Below are 20,113 nucleotides of genomic sequence, written 5' to 3' on the forward strand. Positions count from 1 at the left end.
TCAGGGCTTCAGGCTGTTTTATCCTACGATATCCCATGCCGTCGGGCGATCGTAGTAGGTATCGCAAAGTGCAAACTCATGCTTATGAAAGAAAAATCCGTTGTTCTCTAATACTGTATTCACGGTAAGTTTGGCTAAATCCATCAAGTTGTGCTCCTGACTAAGATGCGCCAGATAAACCCGCTTCAGCCTTCCGGTCAGCAGGCTGCACAGCGCCTCGCCGGCCGCTTCGTTGGAGAGGTGCCCCATGTCTCCGAGAATGCGCCGCTTCGTATTCCACGGGTATCGGCCCATTCGCAGCATGTTCACATCATGATTCGATTCGAGCACCATCACGTCCGAATTTTGCAGCTGTCTCATCACCTTGTCGCTGACATATCCGAGATCGGTCGCCAGGCTCAGCTTCGCTCCGCCGGATTGAAAGCAGTAGCCTACCGGTTCCGCCGCGTCGTGCGAAATGGCGTAGGATTCGATTCTTAAATCGGCAAGCTCCATGACGCTATCGGTCGGGAGAATTCTCCGGTTCTCTTCGGGAATGTCTCCAACCGACTTCATCATGGCTCCCCACGTTTTCTCGTTGGCGTAGATCGGCAGTCGATGCTTGCGCGCGAATGCCCCCAAGCCGCGGATATGGTCGGAATGCTCGTGCGTCACGAAGATGGCGTCGAGCTCCCGTGCGGCAAAGTCTCTTTCTGTCATCAGCTCTTCTATTTTCTTGCCGCTAAGTCCGACATCGATCAATACGCTCGCCGCATCCGTGGATACGACGGTTGCATTGCCTGTCGAACCGCTGGCCAGCACCGTAAATCGAAGTCCCATAATCGCCTTCTGTTCCTCTCCCCGGCTTTACGCCGTTTCTCCCCAATTCGTCCCACTACGGATTTGCCGGCGCGTCGCTCTTCTCCACCGTAACCTCGGCGCTGATCGCGTTCACGTAATACACATCTTCCCCGTTTTCCAGCAATATCCTCCAGGACGGCGTCGAGACCTGCTCTTCCAGCTCATCGAAAATTTCCCCATGGTACCCGAGCCGAATCTCCTTAATGACCGATCCCGCAGGCAGGTTTCTCTCGATGACTTTAGCCAACGCCTTGGCCGCCGAAAGCACCTGCTGATCTTTGGCGCCGGCAAGCGGCTTGATTTCGACCAGTTCCTGCGTATAGGCCCGAATTCTCTGGTCGCTGTAGAATAAATTCAGATGGATATCGAACATCGGCCAGCCGCCCTCCATCCGGTTAAAAACGAAGTAGAAGCCTTCCCGGCTTCCGGGCTGGTCGAGCGCATACTTGTCCAACTCCGGGATGACGCCGCCTAGCACCTTTAACAATTCTTCGCCGAATACGATGCGCGTCTCCGGAGGCGATACAATCTGCTTCCCCGCGGCCACATTGTGCGTCGCCGACTGTTTAAAGATGTAGCTGATTTCGCGCATGTTCGGAGTCTCAGTCGGAATTTTAGCATTGTCGGCCACTTGGATGTTGTTTTCTCGCATAAACTGAATCGTCTCCGGGGGAAGGGACGTCCAGTTGGCCGTCGTATTCAGTCGTTCGCGCCACTCGGTCCACAGCTGATAACCCAATACGATATTCAGCAGCAAAAAGGATACGATCAGCACGTTCTTGGCCCGTCTCCAGTCCATCCCTCTCCTCCTTCCTCGCCTCTTCTACGGTTTACTTCTTCGTTCCTTCAGCCAAAATCGAATCGGCCACGATCATGACCTCCCCGCTCGCGAGCCGTACCGCCCACACCGGGGTCAGAATCATCTTGTCCTCTTTCTTTTCCGGACGAAAGGCCGGGAACAGCGCCTCGACCTTCCCTCCGGCCGACTCCAGAATCGCACGCAGCTCGCTGCCGCCGGGCAGCTTCCTGACCTTCTTGTTCACTACCTCGCGGTCAAGCATAATCAACGATCGGGCATAAGAAGTGACCAATCCCCGCTGCAGCGTCATCTGGATATAGCCGAAATTCATCGCGGTCCCCGACACGATCGGGACATCGCGGTAATATTGCTGAAACCGGATGTTGCCGTTGTTGTCGACCGGGTCGTTCCCATGGGCCAGAGCGTACTTGGAATTCCCTCCTCCGTTCTGATCGGAATTCCAACCTCCATGCTGATTAACGAAGCTGACAGCGGCGATCACGTTCTCGACGAGTTCATCGGCGCCCTCGGTCGGCGCGATCGGGTCCGTATAGGAAAGCCATGTGCCCTCCTGCTCGATCTTCATCGCCCGTTTGGCGTCGTTGTAGAACGCGCCGCTCGGGATCGCCCGCACACTGCTCGCGTCGAACAGAAAATTATCCTGCATCTGTTCCGCCGTATAGCGATCGTAAGGCACTTCCATGCTCAGCATCCGGGAGACCGGATGCTCCGGAATGTAGATCTCTTCGCCAAAGACGACATAGGAGTCCCAGTACTGCCCGAAGCCGACATAGCCCTCCACATCCAAGACGGCTAAGTCCGCTTTCTGAGCTTCATATACGTTGCGGCCGTCCGAGCTGAAGAAATACGTCCGGACTTCGTCGCGAAGCTTGCTCGTATAGATCCATATCCGGTCAATCGAATCGCGAGAGAACAGGAAATCTCCGTCAATCTTGAATAATCGCTGCAGCAGCTCGAACGGAATCGCCCGGCCGAAGCGCAGCTCGATTCCCTGGTTCTCCCGGGCAATCTGATCCCAATCAACGGATCTTATCGAGTCCCGCTGCAAGCTTTTGAACTCGCGGCTGCGCAGCTTCTCCAGAATCAGATTGTAGTACGGAACGGTGCTCGGATAGAACACGGTATGCCTGTCCTCTCCCAGATGAACGACAAGCTGCTCCGGGAAGATTAGATCCTTCACCTCTGACTCTGTGCCAAGCGGTTCCGTCTTTACGTAATCCAGCTCGGTCTTCACCTTCGCCTCCAAGAAAGGCTTGCTGTAGGCCAGCAAATAACTTTGATAGAGGCTGACCACGACGAGCAGGAACAGCAGCACCGATTTGCCTTTCTCGATCATGCGCTCTCACTTCCTTCCGGCACGATCGGCAGTTGCACGGTCACGACGGTTCCGACGTTCGACTCGGATTCGATCGTCATCGACCCGCCGTGCGCGCGCACAATTTCCCGGGCAATCGATAGCCCCAATCCCGTGCCGCCCATATTCCTCGAACGCGCCTTATCGACGCGATAGAACCTTTCGAAGATGCGGGGAAGATCCTTCTTCGGAATACCGATTCCGGTATCCTTGATCGCGATCGCCAGCTGGCCGTCTCCATTCGTTGCAGCCGTAATATCGATCGAACCGCCGTCCAGCGTATACTTGATCGCGTTCGAGACAAGGTTGTCCAGTACTTGATCGATGCCGTCCCGATCCAGCATTGCCGTCTTCCGCGTCTCCTCCACCTTCACCGATACGGTGATCGCCTTCTGCCTCAATTGAAAGGAGAAGCGATCAACGACTTCCTCCAGCATTTCAAGCAGATCCACATTTTGGCGCAGCAACTGATTACGGCGAGAATCGAAACGGGACAGGTGCAATAGATCTGTAACCAGTCGGATCATTCGTTCTGTCTCGCTGCGAATGACGCCGACGAAGCGGTCCGCAAGCGGCGGCTCGTTCAGCGCGCCTTCGCTCAGTGCCTCCGCATAGCTCTTGATCGTCGTCAGCGGCGTTCTCAGCTCGTGGGACACGTTCGCGACGAACTCCCGACGGGACTGCTCCAGCATCTCCGCTTCCGTGACGTCCTGCAACACTGCGATCGCTCCTACGACTCCCTTATCCCTGCGTCGGATCGGCGTTAGAGTGACCCGGTAGATCTCGTCTTCCGTGCTTTCCTCCGTCTCCCGATGCAGCAGCATGGACGATTCATTGCCCTGCAGCGTTTCCGCAATCGGTTCCCGCTCGATGCCAAGCGCCTGGGACAGCGTAATTCCGTCCCGCGGCTCCTGAAGTCCGAGCATCGCCCTCGCCCGACGATTCGTGACGATGACGCCGCCCACCTCGTCGGTAGCCAGAACCCCATCGCTCATGTTCGAGAGGATCGACGCCAGCTTCTCTTTCTCTTCCTCGTTCAAGGCCAGCGCGTCGCTCAACCGATCGGTCATCTCGTTAAAAGCGATGCTGAGTTGCCCGATCTCGTCCTTGCCGAACACCGGCACCCGCTCGTCGAATCGCCCTTCCGCCACCGCTCCCGCTTGGCGGGTCAGCGCTTTAATCGGCGAGGTTATCGTTCCTGCGAGCAGCACGCCTAGCACCGCCGTGAGGCCAAGTGCGATCAGCGTCGCCGAGACGAAAATACGGTTGATATCCTCCATCGTCCGATACAGTTCGCTCATCGAAGCGACGATGTAGACCGCTCCGACGATTTTATCGCCGCTAAAAATCGGCTTGGCGATGACCTTGTTACGGACATTGCTTTCGTCGATGATCTCTTCCTCGTTGTTCCGCACGCCCTGAAGCGCCCGGCTGACGAGCAGGGACGTATTTTTGCGGCCGATGTACGATTGATGGTTGCTGGATGTCGCCAGCACCTTGCCGCCGGCGTCCAGCACCTGCACCTCGGCCCCGCTGTAGGTTAAGAAGTTGCTGACCAGAGCGCTCAGGTTCACCTCGGCGCCCGTCGGCAAACTCCCTTCGCTATTGGCATTCGATGTGGAGAGCACCGTTGTCAGCATATTCGCCTGACTGTCCAGAGTACTGGAGAACGTGTTGATCAGCGATGTTTTCATCGTACTGATGAAATACACTCCAATTAGTTGAACCGCAATCAGAATAAGCAGCAGCACCATCATAATCAACTTAATTTGAATGCTGCGGAAAAAACGAACGCCTCTCATCCGTAGTAACCGCCCGCCATCTTCGGATTGCGCACCAAATAGCCCAGCCCGCGCCGTGTCAAAATAATTTCCGGCCGGCTCGGATCATCCTCCAACTTCTCCCGCAAACGACGAATCGTCACATCCACCGTGCGCACGTCTCCGAAATATTCGAACCCCCATACCGCTTGCAGCAAATGCTCGCGCGTCATGACTTTCCCGCTGTTTTTCGCCAGATAGTGCACAAGCTCGAATTCCCGATGAGTCAGATCGAGCGGCTGGCCGTTCTTGTACACGACGTACATATCGGTATCGATAAACAAATTGAAAAGGCGAATGCCCTGCCGCTCCGCTTCCGGCTCGGCTTCCTCATCGGAACGTGTCGCCTCCACATTGCGCTGACGGCGCAGATGAGCCTTCACCCTCGCCAGCAGCTCTCTCGTTCCGAACGGCTTGGTCACGTAATCGTCGGCGCCAAGCTCCAGCCCGAGCACCTTGTCGATCTCGTTGTCCTTGGCCGTCAGCATAATGATCGGCACAGACAGGCGCGTCCGCACTTCCCGGCACACGTCCATGCCGTCCTTGATCGGCAGCATCAGGTCGAGCAGAATCAGATCCGGCTCTTCCTCGAACGCCAGCCGCACCGCAGCTTCCCCGTCGAAAGCGCAGACGACCTCGTAGCCTTCCTTCTCCAAATTAAACTTCAAAATATCCGCGATCGGCCGTTCATCGTCGACGACCAAAATTTTACCCAACATGGTTTGCACCGCCTCCCTATTCTCGGAAGCTAATCCTATCCTTCTATCTTAACATAATGCGGGCGCTACCCCAACGATGGATATAAGCTCCTCCTCGCCATGATAATTTGATCTTCCCGCCAAGTTTCATCTGCAGACAGTGAGGGTTCTCTAGACCTTCGGTGACCTGTTATATGGTTCTTTATTCGATTAATTGCAAGTCACGTTTGGTAAATAGGCGCTTAAAAGTCACTTATCTATGGTATAATATAGCTAGACAGTCTAGCCGAATGGAGGGCTACAGGATGCAATGGCAACTTCAGGATGCGAAAAACCAGTTAAGCTCCGTTGTCAAAAGAGCAACGGATGAAGGTCCCCAAATCATCAGCGTTCGAGGGAGACCGGCAGCTATCGTCTTGTCAATGGAGGAGTATCATCGTCTAACGAAGCCCAAAACTCGATTGACAGATTTTTTTAAGAACTCACCTTTTCGCGAACTTGAACTTGACCTTGAAAGAAACCAAGACGTTCCGCGAGAGGTAGAACTATGAAGTATCTCCTAGATACAAATGTAATTTCAGAACTTATAAAAAAGGAACCTAATTTGGGCGTGTTGAATTGGATGGATGAACGCGATGAGTCCGCATTGTTTCTAAGCGTGATCACATTCGGAGAATTACAAAAAGGAATTAGCAAATTAAGCGATAAAGATCGTGCAGCACGGCTACAAGTATGGATCGACCAAGATTTAACCGAACGATTCCACGGACGCACCCTTTCCCTTGATTTAAATATTCTGATGACTTGGGGACAAATCCAAGGAAATTCAGAAAAAGTTGGCATTGCACTTCCTGTAATGGATAGTCTAATTGCTGCTACCGCAATTACCCACAATCTTACTGTTGTCACTCGAAATGTGAAAGATATAGAACGCTGTCAGGTTCCTGTCCATAATCCCTGGATATAACCGAGTCCGTGGAGCGTTTCAGCTTCCACGGACTCGGTTTATTTGGCATATCTAGAAGCTTAGGTTTGGCTTCCTTCTTTAATATACGTCTTCACTGAAGGCGGCTGATAGGCCCGGAACTTGTCCAGTAATCCGGCAGGGCCGGTATCCGCCAACACCATGGAGGCGTATTTATCTTGGAGGAACTGCTGTTCGTTCATATGCCGGAAAAATTGCAGCATAAGATCGAAATACCCGTTGATGTTCAAAATGCCGCAAGGCTTGCCGTGCAGCCCTAATTGCGCCCACGTGAATATCTCGAAAAACTCCTCCATCGTCCCCGGGCCGCCTGGCAGAGCAATAAAACCTTCGGCGAGCTCCGACATTTTCGTTTTTCTCTCATGCATGGAGTTCACAACGATCAGCTCCGTCAAGCCGCGATGGGCGATCTCCCTATCCTCCAGCATTTTGGGAAGCACGCCGATCACCTTGCCGCCCGATTCCAGCACGGCATCCGCAACCGTACCCATAATTCCCACGCTTGCTCCTCCGTAGATGAGCGTAATTCCCTGTTTGGCCAGCTCTTGTCCCAATTCGATGGCGCCTTCTTTATAAGAAGGCGAAGCTCCCATGCTGGAGCCGCAAAATACCGCTACACTCTTCACTGCTATCCCTCAAATCGAATTAATGTTCTCGACAAAAGTATATCGAAGTGCATGAGGCAATTCCATCGATAGTACAAAAGGGGCAAGGCATATGAATCGTGTATCAAATATTAAAGTTACTTAGGACTGTACGTCGGGTGATCGAGGAGCTTACTGCCCGTTCATGATTCCAACTACAGAATTGCCGGATACTTGAACTTGAGGGGTCGCTAAAATATACTTGCCTTGAGGTGAGTTATTGGTGATCTACGAGAGAATTCGAAGCCTCAGAGAAGATAAAGATATGGTTACTACTTAGGTGTTCTGGAGAAGGGGTTTGCCGCGAAGGGCATCGGAAAGAGAGGCAAGAACCGGGAGGCCTTGCTTCATCAACGTGGAGATGACGCTGCGCAGTCTGGCGAAAATGTGCGCTCCGGCTTCCGTTCGAAATGCGCCGGAGACTTTCTGTTTGACCTTCACCATACGCAAATCACGTTCCGCCTGATTGTTATCGAATGGAATATAGGGACGCCAAAGAAACGACAGAATGGATGTTTTGTGCAGGGACAACCTTTCTCCCAAATTGCCGGCTTTGCTCTTTATTTTTCGCCCCTGCGTCCCTGTCTTGATTCTCACAGGATCCTTGATCCATTCATGCCGACCGGCCTCCAGGATCTCATCGTATCGGCTCCAGATCTTTTGGATGACTTCGGGCGCTAAGGCTTTCTCTGTTTGTCGGGATTCGCGAGCGAGCTGCCAGCTCTCTTGGAGCAAATCCATCATCTGTTGCGCCCAAACATGGCGATCATGTTCCGCAATGCCCTTGCATTCCCGAAGCAGATGCACCTTGCAAAGCGCATGCTCAAAGACGTATCGATCCTTAAAGTACCCTTGCATGCAATCATGGACAACCGTGCCCGTATATCGATTCAAGAACCCCATCTCGTCCATGGCCTTACTGCCACGCTTGGCATGGAAGCGGAGCAGGGTGTGGTCTTCATCGGAGATCACATGCATCCATTGCGTTTTGCCATTCACCCGGCATCCCGTTTCATCGGCATGGACTTTAGCTTCTTCAAGCAACCGCGCTTCGATCGTTTGCTGGGTGGACGCTAGCGCATCGAAGGATGTGCTTAAAAAAGACAGCAGCGTGCCTTCGCTGGGACGATGGGCGGTCAGATCCGCGAACAACTGAGCAATCCGATCGAGCGGCAGCATTTGATACGCATGCAAATACACGGTCCATGCGGCCATCCCTTTTCCATACTGTACCGGAGCTTCAACATGAGCGGGAAAGGGGGCGCGCTGCATACGGCGACAGTGACGACAGTACGCTTTTTCCGCGCGATGCTCTGTGACCCTAAGGCGTGGTGGCGGTAAGTCAAACACCTGACGATTCTCGTAGCCCCCTTCCCCCTCGTTCAGCGAGGCAGAGCAGTCGGGGCAGGACGCAAGCGAATGGACGATGACTTCATCCGGTTCGTCGACCTGACACAGCGTGGCACCGGGATGCCCCTTGGGTGCGCCTTTTTTACCGCCGGGTTGGCGCAGATTCGTGGGTTTGCGCAAGCCATCGCTCGATGGCGGCTTGCTGCTGTTGCGGCTATTGCTTCCGAGCTGCCGTTCCAATTCATGTATACGATTCTCGAGTTGCTGGATATGCGCAGCCTGTTGGTCGAGGAGAAATTGAACCACGGAAGCAATTTCTTTGTCACCTTTACAAATGGTAAGCACTTGGTCCGCTGTTGGCTTCATTTCCCCTCACCCCTCGATCGATTCGTTGTTACTTTAATACTTCTACACGTGGGGTGGGAATTCCTTTAAAGATAACAGGAGACCTAAGTAGTAACAAGATATGACACAAACAGAGATTGCTGCTATTCTCAACTGCAGTCAGCGGATATACAGCAACTATGAGCGAGGCGAAGCTAACATTCCTATTGCAATTTTGGTGAAGATAGCCGATCTGCATCAAACTAGCACAGACTACTTATTGAATCGCACAGACTGCAAAGAGCCTTATATAACTAAAAAGGAATGAAGCACCGAATACCAGTGGCAGCGGTACAAAAGCGATACCGGGGCGCGTTGCAGCGGAGTTCCTCTCCGTTTCCACGCTGCCAATAAGGCGGGTCTTCCGCTTTATTATCGGCTTCCGGCCCAATTCTGGGTCAGTAGAGCGGATTTCTCGCTTTATTTTGCAAAAAAACCGTTTTTTTCGAATTTAAGGCGGAAAACCCGTTTTATTTTCTTCAAAATGGATATTTTCCCGAATTTAAGGCGTCTTTTCCGCTCTATCGCATTGTCAGCCAGAGGACTATCTCGATCCCCTTCTTTCTCTCCACGAGCCGGCTCACACCTTCCTCACTCGCCTCACTCTCGGCAAAAGCTCCCTCATTTATCGCCAACATATCATGCTCGGACAAAGCAACTGCTCTTACTACTCGGACAACACCTCAATCATCAAAGACGCTCCGAGCTTAAAACCATGCTCAAATGAGGCCTCCAGGTCCATGGCGATCGTCTGGATGCGCAGGTCGAGCAACTCCTCCAACTGCTTATATTCCTCCCCCGTCAATCGCTTTTTCCATATACCTAACTCCTCTGCAACCCTGCGTCCAATTTCTCGGTATGCCGTATTTTTGGATATGATCTGCGCTACGGGACAGAGGTCCCCATTGTAGAGCTCCTGTACGATGCTTTTCATACCCTCAGCCTCCGATTCTTGTTTTACCTACATTTAATTTATGCGAAAAACGCATAATAATCAATATGCAATTTCCGCATAATCTATGATGGCTAAGGGTGATCACTATAATGTTTACACGAATCAGAGCATTGAGAGAAGATAAGGATTGGACACAAAAATACATCGCTGACCTGTTAAAAGTAAGTCAGACCACCTATTCGCGTTACGAATCCGGCGAGCTGGACTTACCAACTTCTTCGCTTATCAAGCTGGCCGATCTGCATCAAACCAGCATAGACTACTTGCTGAACCGGACTGACCGCAAAGAACCTTACCCGCCTAAAAAGAAATAAACGCCGCATTCCTGTTGCTCCAGGATGCGGCGTTTCGTATATTATTAGAAGTTTCTTTCCTACAAATAACTAGTCGGATTCTTCAACTTGCCGTTCAGATGAACCTCGAAGTGAAGGTGAGTGCCTGTGGAGCGGCCCGTGCTGCCCATGACGCCGATGGAGTCGCCTTTTTCCACGACCTGCCCCTTCTTCACCTTAACGCTCTTCATGTGCCCGTAGGTCGTTTTGAAGCCGTTGCCGTGATCGATAATAACCGCATTTCCGAGTCCGCCGGACTTGTAGCCTGCGAATTCGACGACGCCCTCGTCAGCCGCCATAATGTTGCTCTTGCCGATCATATCGATGCCGTTATGACTTCTGCCCCATCTCTTGCCCATATAGCTGGTAATACGAGCACCGGATACAGGCCAGATGAACTTGCCCGAGCCTACGCCGCGAATGACCTTCGTTCCCTTGAGGATAACCGTTGGAATCGGCTCTATCAGGACTTGGCGAGCAATCTGCTCTTCCTCGATCAGCGCTCCGTTGCGCTTCAGCAGCTTGTAGGTGACCTGCTGACTGCCCTCTTTGCCTTCCTTGAGCACCTTCTGCTGGCCGAGCTTCATCGAATCGCTCTTCTGATATTCAATCGGCGGCTCGATGACCTCGATCTCCGTCACCTCTTCTTCGGAGTTGACGTTCAGAATCGGCGGTTCTTCCTGAGACAGATCCAACACATCGCCGATATTAATAAAATCGTTCTTAATCCATTTGTTATTCGTATAGATCAGTTCTTCAGAGATATTCAGCTTCGCCGCGATGCAGCCAATGCAATCGCCTTTCTTGACCGTATAAGTCCGCGGAATCGGTTCGCCTTCCGTCAGCGTCTTGAACAGCTCTTCCGGATCGGACAACTCTTTGGCGTCAATGACGTCCTCGACCGTCTCCACCTTCTCCGCGAAGGATACGGCGGTAACGACCCGCTTCGGTTTGTCCTCTGCCGCCTGCGCTTCGTCTGCACCGGCCGCGTTCACGGACAGAGAGCGAACTTCCATATCTCCTTGCTTGGCTACAAGCCTAGCCGGAGCATACTTGTTCTTCACCCGCTGCAACAGCTTCTTGGCCGTAGCCTCATCCCGAACGACGCCGACGACTTCGCCGTCTACGACTACTTTGACGCCTACTGCATGAGTTTTAAGCATCCCTTCAAGACGATTCAGCGTTGCCTCGTCGTCGGTCTGCTTCTTGTATGCCCTTTCAGCCGCGAAGGTGACCTGATTGTCGTTCAACACCAGCTGAGCGGGGGTATCTGCGTGCTTCAGCTCTTCGATCTTATCCGCGATCAACTGATCCACTTTCTCCTGGCTGCTGATCTCTCCCGCCACTTCGCCGTTAACCAGAACCTGATAGTAATCTACCTTATTGGCTTCGACATAATTGAATCCTATGACTCCTGCCGCTATAACGGCGGCTATGCTGCAGGACGCTATGATAATCGGTTTACGATATTTGCGTACAGAATGCGTTTCTTGTGCTGTGATCCCCGTACCGTTGTTTCCGTTCCTTTGCGCGAATTGAACGAACCGGAAGGTTTGCCGCGCTGCGGCAAGGATTTTCCGGATCCGATTCGTTCCCCTAAAATCGGCCATGATCTTCCCCTTTTCCCTTGCTTTCGGTGTTCTTCGTCTCCGGTTGTGGCGTTTGCTTGTACCTCACTTTAGCATAGGTCTTAGGACTCTATCAACCTTTTGAACGGATTAGAATTATGAAAAATGGAAAGAACCGCCGGTTGACAGCACCGGCGGCCATAATTTTTGAAAGCGTTTTATGTGTTGATGCGACGCTATTCTCCCTGCATACCCTCACCTTGCAGCAGCCCTACCATTTGCGAGTATTCCTCGTCGGTCATCACCGACTGCAGCATCTGCTGCATGCTGGCGAGCTCCTCCGCAGTTAGTCCATCTTGCAGATAATTCGACAGTTGACTCAACTGCTCGGCATTCAGCTTCGAGACGACCAAGGCGTATAACGATTGCCGCTGCTCATCGCTAAGCTGCGCGAGCGCCGATAGTTCGCCGAACACCGGTACCGCTTCTTCAGACGGATTCTCGCCCCCGTCGTCCGGTTCGGGGTTCGCATTGGCAGGCTCCGGAGGAGCGGTTGCTTCCTCCGTCTCCTTGCTTTCTTCAGGCGGCTCCTCGTATCCTCCGGTCGCTTGCGGTTCCGTGCTGGCGCTCGGCGGCGGCTCTTGAGAAGCGCTGCCGGAAGCCGCTTCTTCAACCGCGCTCTTCTCCGGAGCTCGCTCCGCCCCCCACAGCGTGCCCCACACGCCGGACAAAGCAAGCGGCTGCACCTCCAGCGGTAGATTCAACTGCTTAAGCGCCGATTCCATATAACTGTTCACAATATATCCCGTCGTCCATATACACAAGAAGCTGAGCAGCAGAGCGGTCGCAACCACCCGGAACACCCAGCTTATCCATCTGAACATAACTTACCTCCTGCGCTCTTGCTTCGAGTTTCATAGTTTTTAGTATGGGCAAACCTCCTTGCAAACATTCATAGACCCCGAAAAGTCTTGCTAGAAAAAGAAATCGTCCTTACAGGCCATCGCGCAGCCTGAGAGGACGAATTCTGAAAAACCTTATTGTACGTACGGACACAACAGCCTGTACTTCTAAGCCGCCGCATCCGTCAAGCCCGCGCCGGCTGCGCGGCGCTGCTTGCGGGAACGCTTGTAATACAGAAGCTCATACATGACCGGCACGACGACCAGCGTAAGCAGCGTCGAGCTCGTCAAGCCGCCGATCACAACGACCGCGAGACCGCTGGATATGATGCTGCCACCGCCCATGCCGATCGCCAGTGGAATCAGCGCACAGATCGTCGCGATCGCTGTCATCAGAATCGGACGGAGTCTTGTGCCTCCCGCTTCAATCAGCGCCTCGCGAATGGCAAGCCCGTGCTCGATCTGCTGCTGGACGCGTTCAATTAAGACAATCGCATTCGTGACGACGATGCCGATCAGCATCAGGAAACCGATCATGCTTGATACGGACAGCGGTTCTCCGCTAGCGAGGACGCCGAACAGCCCTCCAATCAAGGCGAACGGCAGCGAGAACAGCACCGCTAGAGGCGCCCGGCCTTCGCGGAATGCGACGACCATCACCACATAGACCATTCCTACGGCTACCAGCATGGCCATGAGCATATCGCTCATCATCTGGCCGATCTCTTCGCTGCTTCCGCCCAAGGAATAGGATACTCCGGCGGGAAGCTTCAGCTTCTCCAGAGCCTGCTGTAAATCCGCATTGACCTTGCTGACGTTCTTGTCTGCAATCGTTGCCGTAACCGTCGCGTACTCCGCTCCGTTTTTAAGCTGCAGCGCGCTTGGCAGCTGCGTCTCCCGGACGTCGGCAATATCGCGAACCCGAATCTGCTCGCCGACAGGCGTGTTCAGCGCCAAATCGCCGATATCGCTCTGGGATGAGATTGCCGCTCCGTTCAGAGAGACGTATAGGTCTTTAGACTCATTTTCACTGCCGATTCTTCCAACCTTGGCTTCCGTCAAAAAAGGACGAAGGAGCATCGAGGCCTGCAGGGCCGATAAACCGTATTTAGATGCATCCTGCTGTCGGACTTGTATGGCGATGCCCTTCGTTCCGTCCTGCAGATTGTTTTCTGCGTCCTCAATCCCCTGAATTCCTGCGACTGCCGCAGTAATTTGCTCCGTCCCCTCGCGTACAGCCTCTGCGGATGCGCCGGTCACATCGATTGCCACTCTTCCTCCGCCGCCCATATCGTCCTTGATCAGGTCGAACTTGGCTCCTTCGGGCAGCGCGATTTGGGCGTCGATCTCTTCCGCAAACTGATCCAGGTCGGCCTCCGAACGCAATCCGATAAACCAGTCGGCCTGATTTTCGTTGTCGCCGCTTATCAGGCCGCCCCCGACGGTCAAACTCGAATTTTCCACATCCGTATGCTCCCGGATCAAAACGTCCATACGTTCTGCTTCCTGCTTGACGGCCTGCAGAGCCGTTCCCTTAGGCATAGAGAGCGTAGCGAACAAATACTTGTAATCCGATTGAGGCAGCAGCACGACGCCGACCTTGCCTGCGAAGATCGGAACCAGGCTGCCGACGAACAGCAGCAAGGAGACGGAGATCACCAGCGTCTTGTGGCCGAGCGACCAACGCAGCGCCTTTTTGTAGCCCCGGCTCATCGCCGACTCCTTCGCTTCCTTCGGAGCCTTGCGTCTCATCAACACCCATGCCATAAGGGGAACGACCGTCAGCGCCACCAAGAGCGAGGAGAGCAGAGCGAAGCCCACCGTCAAAGCGAACGGCCGGAAATAACCGCCGACCATCCCCTGAAGCAAACCGAGCGGAGCGAATACGGCAACCGTAGTCAGCGTCGAAGAGGTAATCGCTCGGCCCACCTCGGAAGTGGCGGACAAGATCAGCTCCTTGTCGACCTTCTCTCCGCGAATTCGCCGTACGATATTCTCGATGACCACGATGCTGTCGTCGACGACCCGTCCTGTAGCCACAGCCAATCCGCCAAGCGTCATGATGTTCAGCGTCACATCGGTGAACGTCTTGAGACAGATCATCGCGATCAGCATGGACAGCGGAATGGACACGATGGCGATCAGCGTCGCGCGAATGTTCCGCAGGAAGAACAGGATCAGGATCGACGCGAACAATGCTCCTAGCGCACCCTCACGGGCAAGCGTGTTCACCGATTCCTTCACGTCGGTAGCGCGGTTGTACATGACCAGCGATTTTGCTTGACCGGCTTTCTCCGCTTCCTCATACACCTTCAGAACTTTGTTGGATACCTCTACAGTGTTTGCATCGCCCGATTTAACGATATTGAGGGATACGCTCGGGCTTCCGTTCGTCAGACTGATTATGCTCTGGTCTTTGCCCTGCTCGATCTGAGCGATGTCGACCAGCTTGACGGAGCCATCCGAAGTCAAGCTCCAGTCCTTCAGCTGCTCCACCGTTCGAAGATCCCCCTGCACGAAGACGGGAAGACGATTATCCGCCAGCGTCGCTTCCCCCAGCGGAACGCTCAGATTGTTAGCCTGCAGCATGCCGACGACTTGCTCGTAGACGATGCCTTTCTCCGTCATTTTCTTCGCATCCAGCCGAAGATATACCCCCTCGTCCTTCAAGCCGGCCGTCTGTACCTCGCTGATCCCTTCGATCGCTTGCAGATCGGGGATGACGGAGCTTTTCACGAAGCCGGCCAGCTCCTCCTGGGACACGCCCTCCATGGCGGACAACGTCGTATACATAATCGGTTGGTTCGTCGTGGAGAAGTACAGTACCTCGGGCTTCTGCACGTCCTCCGGCAGACGAACGTCGCCGATGGCCTGCTTGACCTCTTCCTGCTTCTTCTTCATATCGTCGTTAAAACTGAATTCGAGCTGAAGCACAGCCACGCTGTTAGCGGATTGGGAGGATACGTTCTTCACTCCCTCAACGTTCCGCAGCACCTGCTCAAGAGGCCGAGTGACTTGATCCAATACTTCGTTCGGGGCCGCTCCCGGATATACGGCCGACAACGCAATGCCCGGAAACGCGATCTCCGGCTGCTGCTCCTGCTTGAATTGCAGCGTAGAATAAACTCCCCCGACCGTTACCAGTATAATCATCAGTACGATCGCCACGGGATTTCTTAACGAAAAATTCGTGAAAAATTTCATGCGCCCCTACCACTCCTCCAAATTTTATCCCGAGCTGCGTTCCTTCATGCTGGAACCATCTGGATATGATTGTAAGTTCTTTTCATGCGGCGCGACATGGTCCTGGGAAGGGATTTGCTGCTGGACTGCAGGCGGAGCCCAGGTTGGTCTCAAGACTTGCATCCACATTGCCGTACACAGCAAAGAGGAACGATCGGAAAGCATTCGCTTCCCAACCGTTCCTCTTCTCGCGATATGGTTAGATCCCGTCAATCCACTTGTTCACTTTGTCCGCGTTAGCTTCGATCCATTTTTTGGCCGCATCTTCTTCGCTCGTGCCGTTAAAGATATCGACCATGACCGCTTCCATATCGGCCGGCGTCCACTCGAACTGATCCAGGAACTTGTAAGCATCGGGTTGGTCATCCTTCAGGCCCAACCGTACAAGCGTATGAATCTGCTCGTCTCCGCCGTACACGTTCTTCGGATCGTCCAAATATTTCAGGTCCATCTCCGCGAACATCCAGTGCGGCGTCCATCCCGTGACGACGATCGGCTCCTGCTTGGCGTACGCTTCCTGAAGCACCTTCGCCATCGCGGCCGACGAGCTCTCAAGCAGCTTCCAGTCCTTCAGCTCGTATTCCTCGATTGCCTTGCTCGTCGCCGTCATGATGCCTGCTCCCGGCTCGATGCCGGTAATCGTATAGTTCAGCGATTTAGCGATGTCGCCGTTCAAATCCTCGATCGAGGAGATGTCCATATAGGAAGGAACGGTCAGCCCGACCTTGGTGCCGTCGAGGTTAACGCCGAGGTCCTCGAACTTGTCTTTGTTCGGCTCGTAGTAGTTCTCCCCGTGCGTACTCGGCAGCCAGGCCGCCACCATTGCGTCGGCGCTGCCGTCCGCGATGCCCAGATACATCGGACCCGCATCGACCTGCAGCATGTTCACCTTGTAGCCCAGCTTGCTCTGCAGCACTTCCTTCACGACGTTCGTGCTGGCAATTTCGGAATCCCATGCCACATAGGCGAGCGTAATCTCTTTATTTTTCGCCGGGGAACCCGACGCTCCGCTTGAAGCTCCGCTCTCCTTGTTCTCCTTGGAGCATCCCGCAAGCACAAGCGCGAAGACCAGTACGGCTGCCAACAACAGATTTACGCTTTTCTTCAAATTCATCACGATCCTTTTCTTTTATTCTTAACTAAATTTTGCGTGATCCGATCAAGAATGATCGCAAGCACGACTACGGCCAAGCCCGCTTCGAAGCCGACTCCCGTCTTGGCCTGGGTTGTGGCGCGGTACACGTCCGCCCCTACGCCCTGCGCTCCGATCATCGAAGCGATGACGACCATCGATAACGACAGCATAATCGTCTGGTTGATTCCCGCCATAATCGTTGGCGCGGCGATCGGCAGTTGAAGCTTGATCAGCTTCTGCATCGGCGTGGAGCCGAAGGCATCGGCAGCTTCGACCAGGTCGGCGGGAACTTGGCGGATACCTAGATTCGTCAGGCGAATCGTCGGCGGAATGCCGAAAATAACGGAAGCAATCACGCCCGGTACGACGCCAAGGGAGAAAAAGGCGACGGCAGGCAGCAGATAGACAAAGGCCGGCATCGTCTGCATGAAGTCGAGCACCGGCGTGACGATCTTCTGCACCCGATTGCTTCTGGCGCAAGCAATGCCCAGAGGAATGCCGATCACGACGGAGATGGCCGATGCGGTCAAGACGAGCGCCAGCGTCTCCATCGTGTTTGCCCAGTATCCCAGATTGTAGACGAGATAGAGGCCGATCAGCGTAAACAACGCAATCTTCGTTCGACCGATCCAAAACGCCAGCGCCGTAAACAATACAATCAACAGTAGCGGAGGAACCGCGTTAAATCCGTCAGCCAATCCGTTAACGGTCGATTCGATAAACACTTTGATGCCCTTGAACACCGGGCCGGCGTGTTCTTTCAGCCAGGACTCGATCGCCTCTACCCACTTGCCGATCGGGATTTTCGGCAGATCAAGCGCCAATAAAAGCTTCATCAGCACGTCGAATCACCCGCTCCCGTCCGATCCCCGTTGCCGCTCAGTGCGGCTAGAACCGCTCCTCGAATAATAATGCCGAGCAGTCTCCCTGTGTCGTCGACGACGGCAACCGGGATTTTCGCTACGCTGACGGTATCGAACAATTCGCTGAGATGAACGTCCGGTCCGACTGTCGTTACTTCGCGTACGAGAATATCCTCCAAGCCCCTGCCTGTCTTCACCGCTTCGGCCGAAGCCTCGGCCGTTACGGCTCCGATCAGTCGGCGGCCCTTGTCGACCATGTACAGGTTCGAGATTCCTCGGTCGCGCATAAGCTGCAGCGCCACCCTGGGGCCGCGATCAGGAGCGATCGTCTCGGCGCGCACCATGACGTTGGAAGCCGTCAGCACCTTGGATAAGTCGACATCTTCGACGAAGCGCTCCACGTATTCATTGGCCGGATCGGTCAAAATCTGCTCCGGCGTACCGACCTGTACGACCGCTCCGTCCTTCATGAGCGCGATCCGGTCTCCGATGCGCAGCGCCTCGTCCAGATCGTGCGTGATGAAAATAATCGTCTTTTTCATCGATGCTTGCAGTTCCACCAGCTCATCCTGCATTTCTTTGCGAATGAGAGGATCCAGCGCGCTGAACGCTTCATCCATGAGCAGAACCTCCGGATCGTTCGCCAACCCTCTAGCCAGACCCACGCGCTGCTGCATACCTCCGCTCAGCTCATCCGGACGCTTCTGCTCCCAGCCTGCCAGGCCGACGAGCTTTAACGTCTCCTGCGCCTTTTGCCGTCGCTGCTCTTTAGGTACGCCCTGAATCTCCAATCCATATTCCACGTTCTCCTGAACCGTGCGATGAGGAAACAAGGCAAACTTCTGGAACACCATTCCGATCGTCTTGCGCCGCACCTGGCGAAGCTGCTCCGCGTTCAACTGCACGATGTCCGTCCCGTTGATGAGCACTTTTCCCGAGGTCGGTTCGATCAGACGGTTAAGCAAGCGCACCAACGTCGATTTTCCGCTTCCGGACAGTCCCATAATGACGAAGATTTCGCCGCGTTCAATCGTGAAGCTCACTCGGTTCACTCCGACCGTGAGCTTGGTCTCTTTGGCGATTCTCTCTTTGGTCCACCCTTGATCCAACAGCCGAATCGCCCGTTTCGGGTCGCTTCCGAACACTTTGGTCAAGGCTTGAACTTCTATAATCGAATTCACCGCATGTCCCCCTTTCCGCTTACGCTTATTATTCTCATCTTTCTCATACAGCCGCTTATACAAGTGTAGACGTCCGGTCTTGGAGGGGTCAAAACGGATATGCCTCCATATAGTACGTACAGTTTTAACTTTACACACTTTATTTACTGTATGCTCCCATTTCCTTAAACATCCTCCCGGATCGCATTCTTTACTTACGATCGACTCTTTTCTACAATAGAAGTCAGGCATCATCGACCGCTCGCGGAGAGTCGGGGGATAGGAGTGTAAGGCATGGCGACTTTCGAAGGACTATCGGAAGAGCAGATTAAGATGATAGAGAAATCGCGCCGACGCGTCGTGGATTCGATCGGCAACAATATGGACTTATATGGGGTGACTACGTCGATCGGCCATTTGTACGGCATGATGTATTTTCACGAGGGCGCCGTTACGCTGGATGAGATGGGCGAAGAGATGGGTCTCAGCAAGACAAGCATAAGCACGGGAATGCGCACCCTTGTCGATCTGAAGATGATCAGCAAGATTTGGGGCAAAGGCTCGAGGAAAGATCTATATGAGGTCGAAGAGGATTGGCATCAGAATTTTGTCGATTACTTCTCGATCAAGTGGCGCAAGTCGATGGAGATGAACATGTCGGCTTTGAACAAATCGATGACGGAGCTGCGCAAGCTGCGCGAGCAAAATCTGGACAATGAGAAGCTGGGACAGCTGATTGAATACGATATGGCGAAAATGGCGCATGCCCTGCGGTATTATCGGTGGTTGGATCGTTTTATCGATGTGCTGGAATCTGGAGAGATTTTCGACTTGGTTCCGCGGGAAGAGGAGAGTTGATCAGGCTTATTGCGGTAAGAGCAGCCGCCGTATACGAGAGGAGGAGATTCCCTTTAATCATGGGGGAGCCTCCTCTTTTCACGTTAAATGCCCAGTTTGATCTGTTTTGCCATTAAAGCGGATCTGCGGCTTTAATTTCGGCTGCCGGGCAGATTCGGGATAATTAAGGTGGGTTTTCCGCTTTATACGGTAGAAAAAATCG

At 53.7% G+C, this 20,113-nt stretch carries 19 protein-coding genes; 5 read left to right on the forward strand and 14 right to left on the reverse strand.

What is annotated here, in order from left to right:
• Positions 1 to 18: 18 nt before the first annotated feature.
• From J4772_RS36410 to yycF, 5 genes are read right to left on the reverse strand one after another with little or no spacing between them, the layout of a single operon-like run.
• A complete protein-coding gene (locus J4772_RS36410) occupies positions 19 to 819 on the reverse strand; it encodes an MBL fold metallo-hydrolase (protein WP_209073630.1) in 801 nt (266 codons plus the stop codon).
• Between the two features lie 55 nt (positions 820 to 874).
• Entirely contained in the window at positions 875 to 1,639 is a 765-nt protein-coding gene (yycI, locus tag J4772_RS36415) for a two-component system regulatory protein YycI (protein ID WP_209073631.1), read from the reverse strand.
• A gap of 31 nt (positions 1,640 to 1,670) precedes the next feature.
• Positions 1,671 to 2,996: a two-component system activity regulator YycH gene (yycH, locus tag J4772_RS36420; RefSeq protein WP_116060920.1), complete on the reverse strand. Its 1,326-nt coding sequence runs from the start codon at positions 2,994 to 2,996 to the stop codon at positions 1,671 to 1,673.
• Complete coding sequence (walK, locus tag J4772_RS36425) at positions 2,993 to 4,816, reverse strand: cell wall metabolism sensor histidine kinase WalK (protein ID WP_209073632.1); 1,824 nt, start codon at positions 4,814 to 4,816, stop codon at positions 2,993 to 2,995. The genes yycH and walK overlap by 4 nt, the downstream gene beginning before the upstream one ends.
• The gene (gene yycF / locus J4772_RS36430; RefSeq protein ID WP_147310178.1) at positions 4,813 to 5,553 is read right to left on the reverse strand and encodes a response regulator YycF; all 741 of its coding nucleotides are present in this window, start codon (positions 5,551 to 5,553) and stop codon (positions 4,813 to 4,815) included. The genes walK and yycF overlap by 4 nt, the downstream gene beginning before the upstream one ends.
• 284 nt (positions 5,554 to 5,837) lie before the next feature.
• Here yycF and J4772_RS36435 point away from each other — a divergent pair, with 284 nt between their 5' ends.
• Both J4772_RS36435 and J4772_RS36440 read left to right on the forward strand, forming a co-directional pair.
• Positions 5,838 to 6,083: a type II toxin-antitoxin system Phd/YefM family antitoxin gene (locus J4772_RS36435; protein ID WP_116060922.1), complete on the forward strand. Its 246-nt coding sequence runs from the start codon at positions 5,838 to 5,840 to the stop codon at positions 6,081 to 6,083.
• Positions 6,080 to 6,499 (forward strand): type II toxin-antitoxin system VapC family toxin, encoded by a 420-nt coding sequence (locus J4772_RS36440; protein ID WP_209073633.1) that lies wholly within the window; start codon positions 6,080 to 6,082, stop codon positions 6,497 to 6,499. Before J4772_RS36435 ends, J4772_RS36440 begins: the two co-directional genes overlap by 4 nt.
• 59 nt (positions 6,500 to 6,558) lie before the next feature.
• On the opposite strand, the gene J4772_RS36445 is transcribed toward J4772_RS36440, so the two are convergent.
• Together J4772_RS36445 and J4772_RS36450 are read right to left on the reverse strand one after the other, a co-directional pair.
• Positions 6,559 to 7,143: an LOG family protein gene (locus J4772_RS36445; RefSeq protein ID WP_209073634.1), complete on the reverse strand. Its 585-nt coding sequence runs from the start codon at positions 7,141 to 7,143 to the stop codon at positions 6,559 to 6,561.
• A gap of 294 nt (positions 7,144 to 7,437) precedes the next feature.
• Positions 7,438 to 8,877, reverse strand: a complete 1,440-nt coding sequence (locus J4772_RS36450) for an IS66 family transposase (RefSeq protein ID WP_209073635.1) — start codon at positions 8,875 to 8,877, stop codon at positions 7,438 to 7,440.
• Positions 8,878 to 8,977: 100 nt separating this feature from the next.
• Here J4772_RS36450 and J4772_RS36455 point away from each other — a divergent pair, with 100 nt between their 5' ends.
• The gene (locus tag J4772_RS36455) at positions 8,978 to 9,163 is read left to right on the forward strand and encodes a helix-turn-helix domain-containing protein (RefSeq protein WP_209073636.1); all 186 of its coding nucleotides are present in this window, start codon (positions 8,978 to 8,980) and stop codon (positions 9,161 to 9,163) included.
• A 399-nt stretch (positions 9,164 to 9,562) separates the two neighbouring features.
• Here the strand turns inward: J4772_RS36455 and J4772_RS36460 are convergent, their stop codons facing one another.
• Positions 9,563 to 9,829 carry a DUF6809 family protein gene (locus J4772_RS36460; RefSeq protein ID WP_116060925.1) on the reverse strand — a complete coding sequence of 89 codons (267 nt, stop codon included), beginning with the start codon at positions 9,827 to 9,829 and terminating at the stop codon, positions 9,563 to 9,565.
• Between the two features lie 110 nt (positions 9,830 to 9,939).
• Here J4772_RS36460 and J4772_RS36465 point away from each other — a divergent pair, with 110 nt between their 5' ends.
• Positions 9,940 to 10,164: a helix-turn-helix domain-containing protein gene (locus tag J4772_RS36465; RefSeq protein ID WP_209073637.1), complete on the forward strand. Its 225-nt coding sequence runs from the start codon at positions 9,940 to 9,942 to the stop codon at positions 10,162 to 10,164.
• 59 nt (positions 10,165 to 10,223) lie between these two features.
• Here the strand turns inward: J4772_RS36465 and J4772_RS36470 are convergent, their stop codons facing one another.
• The 6 genes from J4772_RS36470 to proV all read right to left on the reverse strand — a co-directional run bounded on the left by J4772_RS36470 (position 10,224) and on the right by proV (position 19,074).
• Positions 10,224 to 11,792 (reverse strand): M23 family metallopeptidase, encoded by a 1,569-nt coding sequence (locus J4772_RS36470; protein ID WP_209073638.1) that lies wholly within the window; start codon positions 11,790 to 11,792, stop codon positions 10,224 to 10,226.
• Between the two features lie 194 nt (positions 11,793 to 11,986).
• A complete protein-coding gene (locus tag J4772_RS36475) occupies positions 11,987 to 12,634 on the reverse strand; it encodes a hypothetical protein (RefSeq protein ID WP_209073639.1) in 648 nt (215 codons plus the stop codon).
• 186 nt (positions 12,635 to 12,820) lie between these two features.
• Positions 12,821 to 15,856: an efflux RND transporter permease subunit gene (locus J4772_RS36480; protein WP_209073640.1), complete on the reverse strand. Its 3,036-nt coding sequence runs from the start codon at positions 15,854 to 15,856 to the stop codon at positions 12,821 to 12,823.
• A 238-nt stretch (positions 15,857 to 16,094) separates the two neighbouring features.
• Positions 16,095 to 17,009, reverse strand: a complete 915-nt coding sequence (locus J4772_RS36485) for a glycine betaine ABC transporter substrate-binding protein (protein ID WP_209073641.1) — start codon at positions 17,007 to 17,009, stop codon at positions 16,095 to 16,097.
• Positions 17,009 to 17,866: an ABC transporter permease gene (locus tag J4772_RS36490; RefSeq protein WP_209073642.1), complete on the reverse strand. Its 858-nt coding sequence runs from the start codon at positions 17,864 to 17,866 to the stop codon at positions 17,009 to 17,011. The genes J4772_RS36485 and J4772_RS36490 overlap by 1 nt, the downstream gene beginning before the upstream one ends.
• Complete coding sequence (proV, locus tag J4772_RS36495) at positions 17,866 to 19,074, reverse strand: glycine betaine/L-proline ABC transporter ATP-binding protein ProV (RefSeq protein WP_247740954.1); 1,209 nt, start codon at positions 19,072 to 19,074, stop codon at positions 17,866 to 17,868. The genes J4772_RS36490 and proV overlap by 1 nt, the downstream gene beginning before the upstream one ends.
• 273 nt (positions 19,075 to 19,347) lie before the next feature.
• Between proV and J4772_RS36500 the strand changes: the two genes are divergently transcribed.
• On the forward strand, positions 19,348 to 19,911 hold the full coding sequence (locus J4772_RS36500; RefSeq protein ID WP_209073643.1) for a GbsR/MarR family transcriptional regulator: 564 nt from the start codon (positions 19,348 to 19,350) through the stop codon (positions 19,909 to 19,911).
• Positions 19,912 to 20,113: the final 202 nt, after the last annotated feature.

Source organism: Cohnella sp. LGH (assembly GCF_017671885.1).
Lineage (GTDB): Bacteria > Bacillota > Bacilli > Paenibacillales > Paenibacillaceae > Cohnella > Cohnella phaseoli.

Excerpts from the sequence above, each read along its gene's own strand:
- J4772_RS36410 (WP_209073630.1), bottom strand. The coding sequence starts at position 819 with ATGGGACTTCGATTTACGGTGCTGGCCAGCGGTTCGACAGGCAATGCA.
- yycI (WP_209073631.1), bottom strand. The coding sequence starts at position 1,639 with ATGGACTGGAGACGGGCCAAGAACGTGCTGATCGTATCCTTTTTGCTG.
- yycH (WP_116060920.1), bottom strand. The coding sequence starts at position 2,996 with ATGATCGAGAAAGGCAAATCGGTGCTGCTGTTCCTGCTCGTCGTGGTC.
- walK (WP_209073632.1), bottom strand. The coding sequence starts at position 4,816 with ATGAGAGGCGTTCGTTTTTTCCGCAGCATTCAAATTAAGTTGATTATG.
- yycF (WP_147310178.1), bottom strand. The coding sequence starts at position 5,553 with ATGTTGGGTAAAATTTTGGTCGTCGACGATGAACGGCCGATCGCGGAT.
- J4772_RS36435 (WP_116060922.1), top strand. The coding sequence starts at position 5,838 with ATGCAATGGCAACTTCAGGATGCGAAAAACCAGTTAAGCTCCGTTGTC.
- J4772_RS36440 (WP_209073633.1), top strand. The coding sequence starts at position 6,080 with ATGAAGTATCTCCTAGATACAAATGTAATTTCAGAACTTATAAAAAAG.
- J4772_RS36450 (WP_209073635.1), bottom strand. The coding sequence starts at position 8,877 with ATGAAGCCAACAGCGGACCAAGTGCTTACCATTTGTAAAGGTGACAAA.
- J4772_RS36455 (WP_209073636.1), top strand. The coding sequence starts at position 8,978 with ATGACACAAACAGAGATTGCTGCTATTCTCAACTGCAGTCAGCGGATA.
- J4772_RS36460 (WP_116060925.1), bottom strand. The coding sequence starts at position 9,829 with ATGAAAAGCATCGTACAGGAGCTCTACAATGGGGACCTCTGTCCCGTA.
- J4772_RS36465 (WP_209073637.1), top strand. The coding sequence starts at position 9,940 with ATGTTTACACGAATCAGAGCATTGAGAGAAGATAAGGATTGGACACAA.
- J4772_RS36470 (WP_209073638.1), bottom strand. The coding sequence starts at position 11,792 with ATGGCCGATTTTAGGGGAACGAATCGGATCCGGAAAATCCTTGCCGCA.
- J4772_RS36475 (WP_209073639.1), bottom strand. The coding sequence starts at position 12,634 with ATGTTCAGATGGATAAGCTGGGTGTTCCGGGTGGTTGCGACCGCTCTG.
- J4772_RS36480 (WP_209073640.1), bottom strand. The coding sequence starts at position 15,856 with ATGAAATTTTTCACGAATTTTTCGTTAAGAAATCCCGTGGCGATCGTA.
- J4772_RS36485 (WP_209073641.1), bottom strand. The coding sequence starts at position 17,009 with ATGAATTTGAAGAAAAGCGTAAATCTGTTGTTGGCAGCCGTACTGGTC.
- J4772_RS36490 (WP_209073642.1), bottom strand. The coding sequence starts at position 17,866 with ATGAAGCTTTTATTGGCGCTTGATCTGCCGAAAATCCCGATCGGCAAG.
- J4772_RS36500 (WP_209073643.1), top strand. The coding sequence starts at position 19,348 with ATGGCGACTTTCGAAGGACTATCGGAAGAGCAGATTAAGATGATAGAG.